This is a genomic window from Streptomyces sp. NPDC002884 (genome assembly GCF_040295245.1).
Lineage (GTDB): Bacteria > Actinomycetota > Actinomycetes > Streptomycetales > Streptomycetaceae > Streptomyces.
In genome coordinates, this window is sequence record NZ_JBEOVB010000007.1 from 126,088 (window position 1) to 142,588 (window position 16,501).

General features: G+C 72.5%; 17 protein-coding genes. 9 read left to right on the forward strand and 8 right to left on the reverse strand.

Going from position 1 to position 16,501, the window contains the following annotated elements; genetic code table 11:
- From ABT070_RS17120 to ABT070_RS17135, 4 genes are all read left to right on the forward strand, one after another.
- Window positions 1–583 (forward strand): SH3 domain-containing protein (locus ABT070_RS17120; RefSeq protein WP_351760868.1); only part of this gene is annotated, 583 nt, incomplete at its 5' end.
- A gap of 191 nt (window positions 584–774) precedes the next feature.
- Complete coding sequence (locus ABT070_RS17125) at window positions 775–2,262, forward strand: FtsW/RodA/SpoVE family cell cycle protein (RefSeq protein WP_351760871.1); 1,488 nt, start codon at window positions 775–777, stop codon at window positions 2,260–2,262.
- Entirely contained in the window at window positions 2,259–3,716 is a 1,458-nt protein-coding gene (locus ABT070_RS17130) for a peptidoglycan D,D-transpeptidase FtsI family protein (protein ID WP_351760874.1), read from the forward strand. The genes ABT070_RS17125 and ABT070_RS17130 overlap by 4 nt, the downstream gene beginning before the upstream one ends.
- A gap of 45 nt (window positions 3,717–3,761) precedes the next feature.
- Window positions 3,762–4,292 carry a DUF3291 domain-containing protein gene (locus ABT070_RS17135; RefSeq protein WP_351760876.1) on the forward strand — a complete coding sequence of 177 codons (531 nt, stop codon included), beginning with the start codon at window positions 3,762–3,764 and terminating at the stop codon, window positions 4,290–4,292.
- 114 nt (window positions 4,293–4,406) lie between these two features.
- Here ABT070_RS17135 and ABT070_RS17140 read toward each other — a convergent pair whose 3' ends face one another.
- Together ABT070_RS17140 and ABT070_RS17145 are read right to left on the reverse strand one after the other, a co-directional pair.
- The gene (locus tag ABT070_RS17140; protein ID WP_351760879.1) at window positions 4,407–4,712 is read right to left on the reverse strand and encodes a hypothetical protein; all 306 of its coding nucleotides are present in this window, start codon (window positions 4,710–4,712) and stop codon (window positions 4,407–4,409) included.
- Window positions 4,713–4,729: 17 nt separating this feature from the next.
- Window positions 4,730–5,644, reverse strand: coding sequence for an ADP-ribosylglycohydrolase family protein (locus tag ABT070_RS17145; RefSeq protein ID WP_351760881.1), 915 nt, complete (start codon window positions 5,642–5,644; stop codon window positions 4,730–4,732).
- A gap of 142 nt (window positions 5,645–5,786) precedes the next feature.
- On the opposite strand from ABT070_RS17145, the gene ABT070_RS17150 reads away from it, so the two are divergent.
- From ABT070_RS17150 to ABT070_RS17165, 4 genes are all read left to right on the forward strand, one after another.
- Window positions 5,787–6,725, forward strand: coding sequence for an AurF N-oxygenase family protein (locus ABT070_RS17150; protein ID WP_351760884.1), 939 nt, complete (start codon window positions 5,787–5,789; stop codon window positions 6,723–6,725).
- Window positions 6,726–6,770: 45 nt separating this feature from the next.
- Complete coding sequence (locus ABT070_RS17155) at window positions 6,771–7,421, forward strand: TetR/AcrR family transcriptional regulator (protein WP_351760887.1); 651 nt, start codon at window positions 6,771–6,773, stop codon at window positions 7,419–7,421.
- A 14-nt stretch (window positions 7,422–7,435) separates the two neighbouring features.
- Complete coding sequence (locus ABT070_RS17160; RefSeq protein ID WP_351760890.1) at window positions 7,436–7,822, forward strand: DUF8847 domain-containing protein; 387 nt, start codon at window positions 7,436–7,438, stop codon at window positions 7,820–7,822.
- A 102-nt stretch (window positions 7,823–7,924) separates the two neighbouring features.
- Window positions 7,925–9,085: a C40 family peptidase gene (locus ABT070_RS17165; RefSeq protein ID WP_351760893.1), complete on the forward strand. Its 1,161-nt coding sequence runs from the start codon at window positions 7,925–7,927 to the stop codon at window positions 9,083–9,085.
- Here ABT070_RS17165 and ABT070_RS17170 read toward each other — a convergent pair.
- From ABT070_RS17170 to ABT070_RS17190, 5 genes are read right to left on the reverse strand one after another with little or no spacing between them, the layout of a single operon-like run.
- Window positions 9,058–10,311 (reverse strand): styrene monooxygenase/indole monooxygenase family protein, encoded by a 1,254-nt coding sequence (locus tag ABT070_RS17170; protein ID WP_351760896.1) that lies wholly within the window; start codon window positions 10,309–10,311, stop codon window positions 9,058–9,060. The genes ABT070_RS17165 and ABT070_RS17170 overlap by 28 nt on opposite strands.
- Window positions 10,312–10,334: 23 nt before the next feature.
- On the reverse strand, window positions 10,335–10,979 hold the full coding sequence (locus ABT070_RS17175; RefSeq protein WP_351760899.1) for a GTP-binding protein: 645 nt from the start codon (window positions 10,977–10,979) through the stop codon (window positions 10,335–10,337).
- Window positions 10,960–11,391, reverse strand: a complete 432-nt coding sequence (locus ABT070_RS17180; RefSeq protein ID WP_062642173.1) for a DUF742 domain-containing protein — start codon at window positions 11,389–11,391, stop codon at window positions 10,960–10,962. Before ABT070_RS17180 ends, ABT070_RS17175 begins: the two co-directional genes overlap by 20 nt.
- Window positions 11,388–11,891: a roadblock/LC7 domain-containing protein gene (locus tag ABT070_RS17185; protein ID WP_351760902.1), complete on the reverse strand. Its 504-nt coding sequence runs from the start codon at window positions 11,889–11,891 to the stop codon at window positions 11,388–11,390. The genes ABT070_RS17180 and ABT070_RS17185 overlap by 4 nt, the downstream gene beginning before the upstream one ends.
- Window positions 11,888–14,749 (reverse strand): sensor histidine kinase, encoded by a 2,862-nt coding sequence (locus ABT070_RS17190; protein ID WP_351760904.1) that lies wholly within the window; start codon window positions 14,747–14,749, stop codon window positions 11,888–11,890. The genes ABT070_RS17185 and ABT070_RS17190 overlap by 4 nt, the downstream gene beginning before the upstream one ends.
- 368 nt (window positions 14,750–15,117) lie before the next feature.
- Between ABT070_RS17190 and ABT070_RS17195 the strand changes: the two genes are divergently transcribed.
- Window positions 15,118–15,909, forward strand: a complete 792-nt coding sequence (locus tag ABT070_RS17195; RefSeq protein WP_351760906.1) for a hypothetical protein — start codon at window positions 15,118–15,120, stop codon at window positions 15,907–15,909.
- Window positions 15,910–15,946: 37 nt separating this feature from the next.
- Here ABT070_RS17195 and ABT070_RS17200 read toward each other — a convergent pair whose 3' ends face one another.
- Window positions 15,947–16,447: a MarR family winged helix-turn-helix transcriptional regulator gene (locus ABT070_RS17200; protein ID WP_351760909.1), complete on the reverse strand. Its 501-nt coding sequence runs from the start codon at window positions 16,445–16,447 to the stop codon at window positions 15,947–15,949.
- Window positions 16,448–16,501: the final 54 nt, after the last annotated feature.

Consider the following 16,501-nt stretch of genomic DNA (forward strand, 5'->3'; position numbering starts at 1 on the left):
AGGCGGAGGCCAAGGCAACCAAGGCGGGGGCCAGGGCAACCAGAACCAAGGCGGAGGCCAAGGCAACCAAGGCGGGGGCCAGGGCAACCAGAACCAAGGCGGAGGCCAAGGCAACCAAGGCGGGGGCCAGGGCAACCAGAACCAGGGCGGAGGCCAAGGCAACCAAGGCGGGGGCCAGGGCAACCAGAACGGCCAGGGCAACCAGGCAGGTCACAGCAGCCAGGGCAACCAGAACGGAAGCTGGCAGTCCGGCGGGAGCGACTGGCAGCAGCCCGGCGGGGGTGCCGACAACTGGCAGCAGTCCGACGGGAGCGACTGGCAGTCCGGCAACGGCAACCAGAACGACTCCCGCCGCTACCGCGGACGCGTGACCGCGAGCGAACTGCTCCTGCGCAGCGCGCCCACCCGGGCCAGCCAGGTGATCCGTGTGGCCCATCGCGGCGAGATCGTCTCGATCTTCTGCCGGACCCCGGGCCAGAACGTCCAGGGCAACTCCGTCTGGTACCTCCTCACGGACGGCACCTGGGCCTGGGGCTCGGCGCGCTACATCGACACCATCGGGACGACACCTCGCTGGTGCTGATCCGTCCCTGACACGAAAGCTTCCAAGGCTCACAAGGGGCCACATTTGGGTAAGTTCCGGACATGACGAAAGCCGGATTCGGAGCAGGGACGGGAGCGGGAACAGGAGCGGGGACGGAAGCCGGAACCCCAGCCGCAGCCGCAGCCGCAGCCGCAGGAGCGGGTGCCGGAACCACCGGCGCCGGAACCACCGTGGCGGCGGCCGACGCGCCCGCCCCCGCGGCGCTCCTCCCCCGGCGCCGTGGCGTCGAACTCTCCCTCATCGTCCTGGCCGTGCTGCTCTCCGTGTACGGCTACTGCGCCGTCGGCCTCGCGAAGGACGGCACCGTCCCGCCCGGCGCCGCCGGTTACGGCGTCGGGCTCGGCGTGCTCGCGCTGCTGGCGCACCTCGCGGTGCGGCTGCGCGCGCCCTGCGCCGACCCGCTGCTCCTCCCCATCGCGGTACTGCTCAACGGGATGGGCCTGGTGCTGATCTACCGGCTCGACCTGGAGACACCGGGCGACCTGGCGGCGCCCACCCAACTGGTGTGGTCCACGCTCGGGGTGGCCCTGTTCATCATGGTCGTGGCCGCGCTGCGCGACCATCGTGTGCTCCAGCGGTACGCGTACGTCTGTGTGGTCGCCGCGCTCGCCCTCCTCGCGCTGCCGATCCTCTTCCCGGCCGTGAACGGCGCCCGTATCTGGATCCGGATCGCCGGGTTCTCCATCCAGCCGGGCGAGTTCGCGAAGGTGCTGCTGGCGGTGTTCTTCGCCGCGTACCTGGCGGCCAACCGCACGGCGCTGGCGTACGCGGGCCGGAGGATCTGGCGTTTCGAACGGCTGCAGCTGCCCACCGGGCGCGTGCTCGGTCCGATCGTGACGATCTGGCTGCTGAGCGTCGGGGTGCTGGTGCTGGAGCGGGACCTCGGCACGTCGCTGCTCTTCTTCGGGCTGTTCGTGGTCATGCTCTACGTCGCCACCGGCCGCACCGGCTGGATCGCGGTCGGGCTGCTGCTCGCCTCGCTCGGCGCGGTCGCCGTCGGCCGCCTGGAGCCGCATGTGCACAGCAGGGTCGAGGACTGGCTGCACCCGTTCGCGACGATCGAGGCCGGTCAGGGCCCCAACCAGCTCGCGCAGTCGCTGTTCTCCTTCGCGGCCGGCGGGATGACGGGCACCGGGCTCGGCCTCGGCCACTCCGTCCTCATCGGCTTCGCCGCGAAGTCGGACTTCATCCTGGCGACGGCGGGCGAGGAACTGGGTCTGGTGGGCCTCTCGGCCCTCTTCCTCCTCTACGGACTGCTGGTGGAGCGCGGCTACCGGGCGGGCCTGTCCCTGCGTGACCCCTTCGGCCGGCTGCTGGCGACCGGTCTCGCCTCGATCGTCGGGCTCCAGGTGTTCGTGATCGCGGGCGGGGTGACCGGGCTGATCCCGCTGACCGGCATGGCGATGCCGTTCCTGGCGCAGGGCGGCTCGTCGGTCGTCACCAACTGGGCGATCGTGGCGCTGCTGATCCGGGTGAGCGACTCCGCGAGACGGCCGCGGCACACCCCGCACGAAGCACCGCGGCACACCCCGAACGACGCACCGCGTCACACGCCCCACGACGCGCCGCGTCACACGCCCCACGACGCACTCCCCGTCCCGCCCCACGACACACCCCATGGCACACCCCACGACGAGGATCCACGGAGGCCCGGTTGACCCGGCACATCCGGCACGCCGCCGCCTTCTGCGCCCTGCTGCTGGTGGCGCTCCTGGCCAACGCCCTGCGCGTCCAGGTCGTCCAGTCCGGCACCTACGACGACAACCCGGCCAACCGGCGCGACACCATCGCCCGTTACGCCCAGCCGCGCGGCGACATCCTGGTCGACGGCACCCCCGTGACCGGCTCCCGGGACACCGGCGAGCAGCTGCGCTACGAGCGCACGTACCGCGACGGGCCGTTGTACGCGCCGGTGACCGGCTTCGCCTCGCAGGTGTACGGGACGACGTTGCTGGAGCACGCCGGGGACGACGTGCTCTCCGGGGTCGATCCGATGCTCTCGCCGTTCCCGCTGTGGAACGACGTCACACACGGCCGGCCGGCCGGCGGCAACGTGGTGACGACCCTGAACCGCCGGGCCCAGGAGGCCGCGTACGAGGGGCTCGGCGCGCGCAAGGGCGCGGTGGCGGCGGTGGAGCCGTCGACGGGGCGGGTGCTGGCCATGGTGACCAGTCCCTCGTACGACCCCGCCGTGCTGTCCGGGAACGACGCCGCGGCCGAACGGGCCTGGGCGCGGCTGAACGGCGACCCGGACAAGCCGATGCTGAACCGGGCGGCGCGCCAGACGTATCCGCCGGGGTCGACGTTCAAGGTGGTCACCGCGGCGGCCGCGCTGGACGCGCGGGTGATCACCGACCTCGACGCGGCCACCGACTCCCCCGCCCCCTACCGGCTGCCCGGGACGACGACGGGCCTGACGAACGAGGGCGAGGGCTGCGAGGACGCTCCGCTGCGGGACGCCTTCGCGTGGTCGTGCAACACGGTGTTCGCGAAGCTCGGCGTGGACACGGGACTGGCGCAGATGACCCGGACGGCGCAGGCGTTCGGTTTCAACGACGTGGACGTGCGGATCCCGTTCGCCGTCGCGCGGAGCACCTTCGACACCTCGCTCGACCGGGCGCAGCTGGCGCTGTCCTCGATCGGCCAGTTCAACACCCGGGCGACGCCGCTCCAGATGGCGATGGTGTCGGCGGCCGTGGCCGACGGCGGGCAGGTGCGCACGCCGTACCTGGTGGAGCGGACGACACGGCAGGGCGGGGCCACGGTCGCCACCGCCGGTTCCCGTCCGTCCCGCCAGGCGATGCTCCCCTCGACGGCGCGGCTGATGCGGGAGCTGATGGTGGACGTGGTGCGCAAGGGCACCGGCACGAACGCCGCGATCCCCGGCGCGGTCGTCGGCGGCAAGACCGGCACCGCCCAGCACGGTCTCGGCAACGCCGGGATCCCGTACGCCTGGTTCGTCTCCTGGGCGCGGGGCGAGCGGGACATGGAGCCGAGTGTGGCGGTCGCGGTGGTGGTGGAGGACGGGTCGGCGCGCCGCGGGGACATCACCGGGGGCGGGATGGCGGCGCCGATCGCCCGGGCGGTGATGCAGGCGGTGCTCAACTCGTGAGACGGGGGGTACCGGGACCGCACAGGGGCGTCCTACGGTTCGCTCATGACTGACACGAGAGCTGAGAACGTCCCCGGATCCGCCGCTTTCGAACTCGCCCAGGTCAACATCTCCCGGCTCAAGTTCCCATTGGACTCACCGGAGTTGAAGGACTTCGTGGACGCCCTCGACCCGGTCAACGCCACCGCGGAGACGGCGGACGGCTATGTGTGGCGGCTCCAGTCCGACGGCGGCGACGCGACCGACATCCAGGTCTTCGGGGACTCCTGGCTGATCATCAACATGACGGTGTGGCGGGACATCGACGCCCTGACGTCGTTCATGTACCAGGGCCGGCACCGCGAGCTGCTGTCCCGCCGACGGGAGTGGTTCGAGCGGGTCGCGGAGGCGATGACGGCCCTGTGGTGGGTGCCGGCCGGCCACCGCCCGACGGTCGCCGAGGCCGAGGCCCGCCTCCTCCATCTGCGCGCGAACGGCCCGACCCCGTACGCCTTCGGTCTGCGCACGGCCTTCCCCGCGCAGGGCGCGGAGCCGATGACGTTCCCGGTACCGGAGAACCTGGGCTGCTCGGTCTAGCCGGCCGGACCAGCCGGTCGCCGACCCGGCCGGTCCCCCGCCGGCCGGTCGGCCCGGCCGAGGGGCCAGGGACTGGGGACTGGGGACTGGGGACTGGGGACTGGGGACTGGGGGCTAGGGAAGCGCGATCCGGAACGGGCCGACGGGCCGGGGCCTGTTGTGGCCGCAGTCGATCTCGTGGCCGTCGGCGTCCCCGACGTAGGCGGGCAGCACCTCGGCGTGGACGGTCACCGTCCCCGGCGTGTGGTCCACTTCGAACGCCTCGGACGTCCCGGCCGCCTCGGACACCCCGTCGCCCGGCCGCCCGAGCGTCCAGATCACGAAGGTCTCGCCGGGTCGCATCCAGTGATCGCTGCCGTACGGCTCGAGGATGAGTTCGAGCAGCTCACTGCCGGAGTTGCGCACTCGGAGCGCGGCCACGGGCTGCACCTCGGCGGTCATCGGTGCCCCGCCGTCCCGGGCAGGGGCTCCCGGCGCTCCAGCCACGGTGCGGGGACGGCGTCGACGCCGGTGCGGGCGGCCACGATGCCGCCGGTGATGGCGCAGGTGGTGTCGACGTCGCCGAAGCCCTCGGCGGTGGCCCACAGCGCGGCGACGAGATCGTCGGGATGGCGGGCGGCGCACCAGACGGCGAAGGGCACCGTGTCGTCGGAGCGGATGCGCTGACCGTTGCCGAGGAGGTCGGAGGCCTTCCACGGCTCGGTGGTGAAGGGGAGTCCGGCGGCGCGGGCGAGGCCGTCGCGGGTGGCGCTGTCCGGGGTCAGCTCGGCCACCGCGGCGATGCTCAGCTGCCCACGCGTGGAGAGCGCCGCCGCCACCGCGACGGCGACCGCGCCCGCGATGCCCTCCGGGTGGGCGTGGGTGACCTCGGCGGAGCGGGTGGCCTGCTCGACGACCCGGCGAAGACTGGAGCGGAACCAGGCACCCAGCGGCGCCACCCGCATCGCGGACCCGTTGCCGAGGCTGCCCTCGCCGCCGAAGAGCTCGCGGCTGAACTCGGGCCATCGGTCGGGTTCCTGGAGCAGTCGGGGCAGCAGCTGGTGCATGCCGTGGCCGTAGCCGCGGGCCGGGTCTGCGTCGAAACCGAGCGCGAAGGCGAGGGCGAGGTCCCGCTGCCGCACCTCCCCGTACTGGTCGAGCACCCGGACGAGGCCGAGGGCCATCGCCGTGTCGTCGGTCCAGTGCCAGTCCGGTTCCTCGGGCATCCGGCGGGCGCGGACCTCCTCGTACGCCTGCCGGGGATCCCGGAAGAGCGGGAACCAGCGCTCCCCGAACGCGTCCCCGAGGGCCAGGCCCTCCAGACTGCGGCGGGCGGCGGCGCGGTCGGCGTCGTTTCCGTGTGCGGAGCTCAAGTCGGTTCCCCCTACGGCTCGTGGAGGCCGATTCTCGCAGACACCCGTTCGGGACCCGGATCAATGAACGGACCGAGAACCGGATCAACAAATGGTGCGTGAGGGATTGACGACCTTGCTGACAAGCAGTCTCATAAGAGCCATGACGACCCTCACCGATGCCGACGCACTGGAAGGGCTGCGGGACGCGCTGGGCCTGCTCAAGGACCGGGAGCAGGTGGCCGAGCGGCTGCTCGCGTCCTCCGCCAAGCACTCCTTCGACCCCGACAAGGAGCTGGACTGGGACGCCCCCTTCGAGGAGGGCAAGTGGTTCTGGCCGCCGGAACTGGTGTCGCTGTACGACACGCCGATGTGGCGGCGGATGAGCGAGGAGCAGCGGATCCTGCTGTCGCAGCACGAGGCCGCCGCGCTCGCCTCGCTCGGGATCTGGTTCGAGCTCATCCTCATGCAGCTGCTCGTCCGGCACATCTACGACAAGGCGGCGACGAGCGCGCATGTGCGGTACGCGCTGACCGAGATCGAGGACGAGTGCCGGCACTCGAAAATGTTCGCCCGGCTGATCACCCGGGGCGGGACGCCCTACTACCCGGTGAGCCGCGCCCACCAGAACCTGGGACGGCTGTTCAAGACGATCTCCACGACCCCCGGCTCCTTCACCGCGACCCTGCTCGGCGAGGAGGTCCTCGACTGGATGCAGCGGCTGACCTTCCCGGACGAGCGGGTGCAGCCGCTGGTCCGGGGCGTCACCCGGATCCACGTCGTGGAGGAGGCCCGGCATGTGCGCTACGCCCGTGAGGAACTGCGCCGCCAGATGGTGACGGCGCCGAAGTGGTCCCAGGAGTTCACCAGGGTCACCTCGGGCGAGTTCGCGCGGGTGTTCTCCGTGGCGTTCGTGAACCCGGACGTCTACACGAACGTGGGCCTGGACAAGCGGGAGGCCATGGCGCAGGTACGGGCGAGCGGGCACCGGCGGGAGGTCATGCAGACGGGATCGAAGCGGCTGACGGACTTCCTGGACGACATCGGGGTCCTGCGGGGCGTCGGGCGGCGGCTGTGGAGGTCGTCCGGACTGCTGGCCTGACCGAGCGGCGGGCACGGGGCGGCGGCGGGCGATTACGCTGCACGTATGACCCCCGCCGCCCCCGCCTACCGTCGCCTCAGCGTCGAGGAGCGCCGCAGCCAGCTGCTCGAGGCCGCGCTCTCGCTCTTCGCGCACCGCGTCCCCGAGGACGTCTCGCTGGACGACGTGGCGGAGGCCGCCGGGGTGTCCCGGCCGCTCGTCTACCGGTACTTCCCCGGCGGCAAGCAGCAGCTCTACGAGGCCGCCCTGCGCTCCGCCGCCGAGGAGCTGCACCACTGCTTCGACGAGCCCCACGACGGCCCGCCGCTCCCCCGCCTCGCCCGTGCCCTCGACCGCTACCTGACGTTCGTCGGCCGCCACGACGCCGGCTTCAGCGCCCTGCTCCAGGGCGGCAGCGTCGTCGAGACGTCCCGGACGACCGCCATCGTGGACGGCGTACGGCGGGCCGCCGCCGAGCACATCTACAGCCACCTGGGCGTCCCCGATCCCGGGCCGCGGCTCCGGATGACCGTCCGGATGTGGATCACCGCGGTCGAGGCGGCCTCCCTCATCTGGCTCGACGAGGACAAGCAGCCGCCCGCCGACGAGCTGCGGGACTGGCTGGTCGACCAGTTCCTCGCCGTCCTCACGGTGACCGCGGCGCGGGACCCGCAGACCGCCGAGCTGGTCCGGGGTGCGCTGGCCGCGGAGACCTGATCGACACTGGGGGGGTGAAGAGCGAAGACACCCCCTTCGAGGGCGGCCCCATGGACGGCCGGGTGCTGCCCGTACTGCTGGGCCCGACCGGACACCCGCCGAAGACGTACCGCATCCCCGTCCCCGACGCGGCCGGCGGCCCGCCCACCGTCCTGGTCTACCGGCGAGTGCCGCGCGGCCACAGCAAGAAGCTCGGACTGCCCCAGGGCTGGAAGTACGAGTTCGCCGCCGAGGGCGACAAGGGCGCGGGAAAGTGGGGCGTCGGACCGGGCGGACCGAAGTGGCCGTGGTCGAAGCCCCGCGCCACGCCCGGCACCGAGCCCCGCGCCACGCCCGGCACCGAGCCCGGCGGCACGCCCGACGCCACGCCGGGCCGGCGGCGGGATGACGCCGACGAGTGACCCGGTTGCGCCGAGCGCGCACCTCCAGCGCGCGGGCCGCACACACCCGCCTGATGCTCGCCCTACGGGATGGAGGGGCCACCCCGCAGCGGAGGTGATGGCGTGTCAGGAAGACTGCTGCGTCCGGCCTGTACGGTCGCCACGGCGGTGCTCGCCGTGCAGGCCGTCCTGGGCCCCGGGCCCGCCGTGGCGGCACCGGAACCCCCGGAGCCCGGCGAACGCACGGTGACGGCACCGGAAACGCCGGACCCGAGCGAACCGCCGGCGGCCGGGACGCGGGACCCGGACGGCGAAGAGCGGACCGTGGCCGAACTGCTGACGGAGCTTCAGCGGCTGTACCAGGAGGCCGAACAGGCCACCGAGGCCTTCAACGCCACCGAGGAGCAGCTGAAGCGGCGGCGGGCCGAGACCGGGCGGCTGGACGCCGACCTGGTGAAGGCCCGGCTCTCCCTGCACCGGAGCAGGGGCGCGGCCGGACGGCTGGCCCGCCAGCAGTACCAGGGCAGCACCGACATCTCCCCGTACGTACGGCTGCTGCTCGCCCGCGACCCGCAGCACGCCCTCGACGAGGGCCATCTGATCGGCCAGTTGGCACGCGAGCGGGCCGGGACGGTCGGGCGGCTGGCGAGCGGCGAACGCCGGGCCGACGAGCTGGCGCGCAAGGCCCGCGCCGCCCTGGACGGACAGCTGACCCTCACGGAACGCCGGAAGAAGGAGCGCGACGAGGTGACCCGGCGTCTGGACGCCGTCGAGGAACTCCTCGCCTCCCTCACCGCCGAGCAGCTCACCGCCCTCGCCGAACTGGAGCGCAGGGGCGTCGCGCAGGCGCAGGAGAAGCTCATGGCGTCCGGTGCGCTCGCCGAGGACCGTAAGCCGTCGGAGGAGGGCCGAAAGGCCGTGCGGTACGCCGTACGGCAGATCGGGAAGCCGTACGAGTGGGGCGCGGAGGGCCCGAGGTCGTACGACTGCTCGGGCCTCACATCCGAGGCCTGGGGGCACGCCGGGACACCGATCCCGCGGACCAGCGAGGAGCAGTGGGCGCGTCTGCGGAAGATCCCGCTGACGCAGCTGCGCCCCGGCGACCTGGTGATCTACTTCCCCGAGGCCGGCCATGTCGCGATGTACCTGGGCAAGGGCAAGGTGGTCCAGGCGCCGAGGACCGGCGAGCGGGTCAAGATCACCGAGATCGCCGCCCGACCGGTCCTCGGAGCGGTGCGCCCGGACGCCCCGCCCGCTCAGACCCCGGCGACCGAACCCAGGTAGGCCGCCGTCTTCTCGGGCTCGTAGAAGAAGTTCTCGAAGTCGGCCGGGTCGTTGAAGGCGTTGGCGAAACGGTCGGCCACGGGGGGCAGCTGCCCGGCCGCGCCCAGCAGGTTGATGATGTGCTCCGGCGGCGGGGCCAGCATCGCGTTGGTCCACTTGGTGACGTGCTGGGCGGTGTCCCAGTACCGGTCGAAGGCGGCGCGCATCCACTCCTCGTCGAACTCCTTCTCCCCGTGCTCGAGGATCGAGGAGAGGTACGCGGCCGCGCACTTGGACGCCGAGTTGGAGCCCTGCCCGGTGATCGGGTCGTTGGCGACGACGACATCGGCGACACCGAGCACCAGGCCGCCGCCGGGGAGGCGGCCGACAGGGTTGCGGACGGTGGGCGCGTAGCGGCCGGCCAGGGTGCCGCCGGCGTCGGTCAGTTCGACCTTGGTGGCCCGCGCGTACTCCCAGGGCGTGAACTTCTCCATGAGCTCCAGGGTCAGGGAGAGGTGCTCCGCCGGGTCCTTGACGCCGTTGAAGACGTCCAGCGGGCCGCCGGGTATGCCCTCCCAGAACAGGATGTCCGCGCGGCCGGAGGTGGTGAGCGTCGGCATGACGAACAGTTCGCCGACCCCGGGGACGAGGTTGCAGCGGACGGCGTCCAGGTCCGGGTGCTCCGGGCGCGGGCCCAGTCCGTGGACGTAGGCGACGGCGAGGGCGCGCTGCGGCTCTCCGTAGGGGGAGCGCTCCGGGTCGCGGCCGAACATCTGGACGAGCTCGCCCTTGCCCGCCGAGACCAGGACGAGGTCGTAGGCGCGGGAGAAGTAGTCGAGGTCGGAGACCGCCGCGCCGTGGATCACCAGCTGGCCGCCGCGCTGGGAGAACGTCTCCATCCAGCCGGCCATCTTCACCCGCTGGTCGACGGACTGCGCGTGCCCGTCGAGCCTGCCCAGCCAGTCGATCGCGCGCTGCGTCGGGCCCGGGTCGTGCGAGCCGGGGGCCGCCACCGAGACGCCGAGTCCACCGATCTTCGGGGCCTGCTGCTCCCAGAAGTTCAGCTGGAGGTCGCGCTCGTGCTGGAGGGCGGTGTCGAACATGCACTGCGTCGACATGACCCGGCCGGAGCGGATCTCGTCCGCCGTCCGGTTCGACATCAGGGTGACCTCGTACCCGTGCGACTGGAGGCCGAGGGCGAGCTGGAGACCGGACTGGCCGGCTCCGACGACGAGTATCTTCCGCATGCGGGGGACTCTCCTTGAGGGCCTTACTCGGGGGTTTCGTCGAGCGCGTGGCCCACCAGGGCCAGGAGGGTCTCGATCACCGAGATCCGGCGCCGCGCATCCATGATCATGACAGGTATGTGCGTGGGGATCGTCAGCGCCTCCCGCACGTCGGCCGGCTCGAACGCGGCGCTGCCGTCGAAGTGGTTGACGGCGACGACGTACGGCAGCCCGCAGCTCTCGAAGTAGTCGAGCGCGGGGAAGCAGTCCCTCAGGCGACGGGTGTCGGCCAGCACGACCGCGCCGATCGCGCCGCGCACCAGGTCGTCCCACATGAACCAGAACCGCTGCTGTCCCGGCGTCCCGAACAGGTAGAGCACCAGGTCGTCGTCGAGGGTGAGCCGGCCGTAGTCCATGGCGACCGTGGTGGTGACCTTCTCCGGGGTGCCGGTGAGGTCGTCGGTCCCCTCGCTGGCCTCGGTCATCAGCGCCTCCGTCTGGAGGGGCTCGATCTCCGAGACGGTGCCCACGAGGGTGGTCTTGCCGACGCCGAACCCGCCGGCCACCACGATCTTCGTGGCGATGGGGGCGCGGGTGCGGTCCGTCTGCCAGGGCTGCAGGGGCTCGTCGGGCTCGGGTTCGACGAAGGGGGAGACGCCACGAGCGGCGTCAGAGACGACGGAGTCCACTCAGCACCCTTTCCAGCAGAGCGCGGTCGGGACGGCCCGTACCGTGAGCGGTACCGGTGCCGTACACACGGATCTTTCCCTGGTCCGCGAGGTCGCTGAGGAGCACCCGGACCACGCCGAGCGGCATCTTCAGCAGCGCGGCGATCTCGGCCACCGTGCGCATACGGCGGCACAGTTCGACGATGGCCCGCAGTTCCGGCATGACCGTGGACTTGAGCGAACCGTTCGTCAGTTCCTTGCGTTCTTCGGGGGCTTCGAGGGCCGCCACGAAGGTCTCCACCAGCAGGACGTGCCCGAAGCGGGTACGGCCGCCGGTGAGGGAGTAGGGGCGCACCCGGGCCGGTTTGCGGTCGCCGCCGCGCACGGGGAGCTGCTGACGGTCGCCTCGGGACTGCTTCGGGACGGCGCTCATCGGACGGCCCCCGTCTCCTCGGACTCCAGCGACTGCCGTAGCTCGCTGCGGAGTTCCGGGGTCAGGACGTGTCCGGCGCGGCCCACGAAGAGGGCCATGTGGTACGCCACCACGCTCATGTCGCAGTCGGCGGAGCCGTGCACTCCGAGGAGCGAGCCGTCGCTGATCGACATGACGAAGAGGCTGCCCTCGTCCATGGCCACCATGGTGTGCCTGACCCCGCCGAAGGCCATGAGCTTGGCGGCGCCGATGGTGAGGCTGCCGATGCCGGAGACGATGGTGGCGAGATCGGCCGCGGAGCCGCGTGGGCCGGAGGGTTTCGCCTCGCGGGCCTGGCGGGCCTCGATGTTGCGGCCGGGGTCCGAGGACAGCAGGAGCAGGCCGTCCGAGGAGACGACGGCGACGGACTGGATGCCGGGTACCTCCTCCACGAGGTTGGTCAACAGCCAGTGCAGGTTACGGGCTTCACTGCTCAGTCCGAAGGTACTGGGCGCGGTCAACTGCTTGCCTCCTCGACTGTGCCCCCCGTGTCTTCTTCGGCGTGTGCGTGTGCTTCTTGAGCTCTTCCGCGAGCCGCTTCGGGGGACGGGACCTGGTTCTGGCCCGTCCGTTCGGCGATCTCGGCTTCCACATCGCGGTAGCCGGCCTCCGCCCCCCGGCGGAAGCCGCCCAGACGGCGGCGGAGGGCGTCCGCGTCGACGGAACCGGTCCGCTGGCGCGGGGCTTGGGTGGGTGCGGTGATCTTCGGGGTGCGCTTGGGGAGGCCCTTGTCCGTGACGAGCTCTTCCGGGGCGTCCGGCGTGCGGGTGTGTTCGGTCTCGGCCTCGCCCGTGGCGGGCTCGTCGGCGGCTGCGGGCGGGCCCTGTGGGGCGCCCTCGCCGTCGGCGGCCGCGGGGTCGAGGTCCGGGACGGCGGCGGCGGTGTTCCGCTCCCCCGCCTCGTCGGCCTCCTCGGCCTTCCTCGACTCGTCGGCCTTCCTCGACTCGGCGGCCTCGGCCTCCTCCGCCCCGCCCGCGTTCTCCTCCTGCGGGACGGGCAGCAGCAGTTCCATCGTCGTCTCGGCCGGCGTCTCGGCCGGGAGGTGTGCCGGCGCCGGAACGGGCGACTCGGCCGGGGTCCCCGACTGTCGTACCGCCCTCTCCGCGAGCGCGACCAGCGGGTCCGCGGACTGCGTACGGCCCGGCAGGACATTGGAGTTGGCTTCCGCGTCCGCGCCCGGCAGCGAGAAGGACTGGGGGGCGGCCGACGGGTTCGGCACCGGGACCGCGGCGGCCGGGGCCGCGGCGAGAAGCGCGGTCGGCAGGACGACGACCGCCGCCACCCCGCCCTGCTTCTGCTCGCGCAGCCGCACCCGCGCCCCGTGCCGGTGGGCGAGCCGGGCCACCACGTACAGGCCGAGGCCGAGACCCTCGTCGCCCTCCTGGTCGTACGGCGTCTCGGGGTCGAACTCGGCGAGGCGGGCGTTGAGCCGGTTCATCCGGTCCTCGGCCATGCCGATGCCCTCGTCCTGGACGGAGAGCATGACCTCGCCGTTCTCCAGGAGCCAGCCGGAGACCTCGACGGGCAGGTCCGGCGGGGAGAACGAGGTGGCGTTCTCCATGAGTTCGGCCAGCAGGTGGGAGAGGTCGTCGGCGGCGAATCCCGCCACGTGCGCGTGCGGCGGGAGCGCGGAGATGCGTACCCGCTCGTACCGCTCGATCTCGCTGACCGCCGCGCGGACCACGTCCACCAGCGGGATCGGGCCCGCGTGCTGCTGGACGTGTTCCGTGCCGGCCAGGACCAGCAGGTTCTCGCTGTGGCGGCGCATGACCGTGGCGAAGTGGTCGAGCTTGAAGAGGGTGGCCAGCCGGTCGGGATCCTGCTCGCGCTCCTCCAGCCCCTCGATGACGGCCAGTTGGCGTTCGACGAGGCCGAGGGTGCGCAGGGCCAGGTTGACGAAGGTGCCGCCGATGCTGTCCCGCAGGCCGTCCAGCTGGGCGGCCGAGTCGGCGAGTTCGGTGCGCAGTTCCTCGCGGGCGTCGGCCATCCGCTGGCGCTGCCCGACGAGGTGCTTGCGATCGGACTCCAGCGTGCCGACGCGCTCGTGGAGAGCCACGGCGTGCTCGTGCAGGGCGTTGACGGAGCGGACGACCTGCGCGAACTCGTCGTTGCGGCCGGTGAAGCGGACCGGTTCCTCGGCCGCCGGGTGCTCGGCCTCCGCCAGTCGCGCCGATCCGCGGCGCAGCACGGACAGCGGGCGGGTGAGGCTGCGTGCCAGACCCGTGGCGACGACGACCGCCAGCAGCATCAGGGCCCCGAGGAGGGTGACGCGCAGCTCCAGATCGGTGACGTCGTCGTCGCGCAGCCGGGCGAGGTCCTCGACGCGGTGGCCGAACAGCGAGGACTCGACCCCGCGCATCAGGTCGACGCGGGCGGAGAGCGCGGCGTCGAGCTTCTTGACGCTGGCGTCGAGTTCGCCGTCGCTCAGCTTCGGCTGGTCGGTGAGGGAGGCGAGGTAGGCCTCGGCGGTGTCGACGTCACCGCCGGTGACCGTGGAGTCGTACGAGGCCACCGCCTCCTGCGGCGCGCCCTCCCGGAAGTCCGCGAGGGCCGCGTCGGAGCGCAGCCGGGCCTGCTGCGCGGCGGCGGTGAGCGCGTCGCGTCGCTTGGTGTCGGTGGCCGAGGAGACCTTCTCGGTGACCGACCGGCCCGTGACGGGGTCGTACTCGGTCTCGGTGCTCGTCGGCACGTTCAGCGCCGCGAGCAGCAGTCCCCGGGTCGCGGAGGCCTGCTGGACGACGGTGTCGAGCTCGGCGAGGGCGTACGCGCCGGAGCCCGCGCGGGGCGGCATCTCCTCCGCGAGCCGGTCGACGAGCACATGGAGCGCGGCGATGGCCCGGGAGTACGCCTCGTGCGCCTGGAGCGCCGAGCTCTTGCCGGTGAGGGCCGACTGGCGCACGGAGGGCACGGCGTCGAGGGCCTCGCGCAGCGCCGCGGAGACGTCCGTCCCGGTGGTCAGCTCGCCCGCCTGCCGGTCCACCCGGGCACTGCCCTGGGCGGAGGGCGCCTTGGACTTCACCCGGCCGGCCGCCACATAGGTGGTGACCTCGTCGCGCTCGTCCGCCAGGGACTGGGCGAGGGCGAGGGCGTCCTGGGTCTGTTCGGCCAGGGTGACCAGGTCCTGGGAGTCCTTCAGCTGCCCGGAGGCGGCGAGGATCGAGGGAGCACCCGCTCCGGCGACGGCGGCGGCCACGACGGCCACCGCGACGATCAGCCGGTTGCGTACATGGGTCGGACGGCCCTTGCCGACAGGGGTGCGCTCCGCGCCCCCCTCGGAGGCCGTCTGCCTGCCTGTACGCCGAGGCCGCGTCTTCTGCACCGGTGCTCGCATTCCTGACTCGTGTGCCATGGGCCGGATGTGACGCTCCGTCAACCGACGCGTACGCCCGGTACGGTTTCCGACCCTCCCAGTGCCGGTGGGCAGGGGCCTCGCATCGCTTGCCCCGCCACCCGAAGGAGTGAACATCGGAGGAGAGTTGGCGGGCAAGTTCCGTCGGCGTGCGCAGCACCCTTGCGCGGCAGGCCGGTTGGACGTGGGCGGCGGGCTTTGACAGTATTCGCCGCCACGTCTTCCCGGAGTGCTTCATTCCCGCCCAAACCAGGCGTCTGACCTGCGGTGGTACGTGAGTTCGGGGAGCGATGCCAGCCTTTTGCGAAGGCTGTGAAGGGGTCGTGCAGACTGACCGGATGCGTACGGAACTTGTGTCGGAGGCCGGCGATCGGGCGCGCCCCAACGAGGACTTCGCGAGTGTCGGACTTCCCGCCTCCGGACAGGGGGGTTCGCTCGTCCTGCTGGACGGGGTGACACCGCCGCCGGACGGCGCGGGCTGCCTGCATTCGGTGCCCTGGTTCACCGCGCGGCTCGGCGGCGCCCTGACCGAACTGACCGTTTCGCTCCCGGATGTTCCCCTGGCCGAGGCGCTCGCCCGTGCCGTCGCGCGGACCGCCGGGGCCCATGCGACAACCTGTGACCTTTCTCACCCACGCACCCCGCAGGCCACCGTGGTCCTCGCGCGGTGGTCGCCGCGATCCGTCGAGTACCTGGTCCTGTGCGACGCGACGCTGCTGCTGACCGCCCCCGACGGCACGGTCACCCCTGTCCGCGACGACCGGCTGGCCCGCCTGCCGCGCGCCCTGCTGCGGAGCGCCGAGGTCGTCGACGGCACGCTCCGCAACAAGGAGGGCGGGTTCTTCACGGCCGCGGCCGATCCCGCGGTGGCCGCCCGCGCGGTGACCGCGAGCGTGCCGCGCGCGGAGGTCCGCTCGCTGACCGCGCTGTCGGACGGCGCCACCCGGTGGACGGAGCTCTTCCAGGAGGGCGGCTGGACGGACCTGTCCACCCTGGTCCGCGAGGAGGGCGCGCGGGCGCTCGTGGAGCGGGTCCGGGCACTGGAGCGGGCGGACGACGACACCGGACGGGCCCTGCTGGGCCGGGCGAAGACGCACGACGACGCGACGGTGGTGTGCGTGGAGCTGTGAACGCTCCCGTCGCGCCCCGGGGTCACGTCCTCGTCGGCTACTTCTCCATCCCCCGGTTCAGCTGGTGGAGCAGCCGGGCCAGCTCCGCGACCTCGTGGCGGTCCCAGTGGGAGAAGTGGGTGACGTACCGCTCGCGGCGGGCCTCGCGTACCCGGCTCACCCGGGTGCGGCCCTCCTCGGTGAGGTCGACGAGCCAGGCGCGGCCGTCCGCCGGGTCCGGCTCGCGGGCGACCAGCCCGAGCTCCTCCAGGGCGCGCAACTGGCGGGACATGGTGGCCTTGCCGACGCCGATGTAGCCGGCGAGTTCCGTCGCGCGCTGGCGGCCGCACTCCTCCAGCCGGACGAGGAGCCCGTAGGCGGCGGACTCCAGGTCCGGATGGACCTCACGGGCCATCTCCCCCTGGTTGGCGCGGGCGCGGCGCAGCAGCACCGTGAGCTCCCGCTCCAGGGACAGGAACTCCCGGTCGCCCTGCTCCACACCGCGCGGCGACGTGCCGGACCCGCTGTCGCGTCCGTCGCCGTTTGTGTCCTCGTGCACGTCAGCACCCCTGATCTCGCCGGTCGCCGCCATCGGCGCAGCTCTTAAGTATTT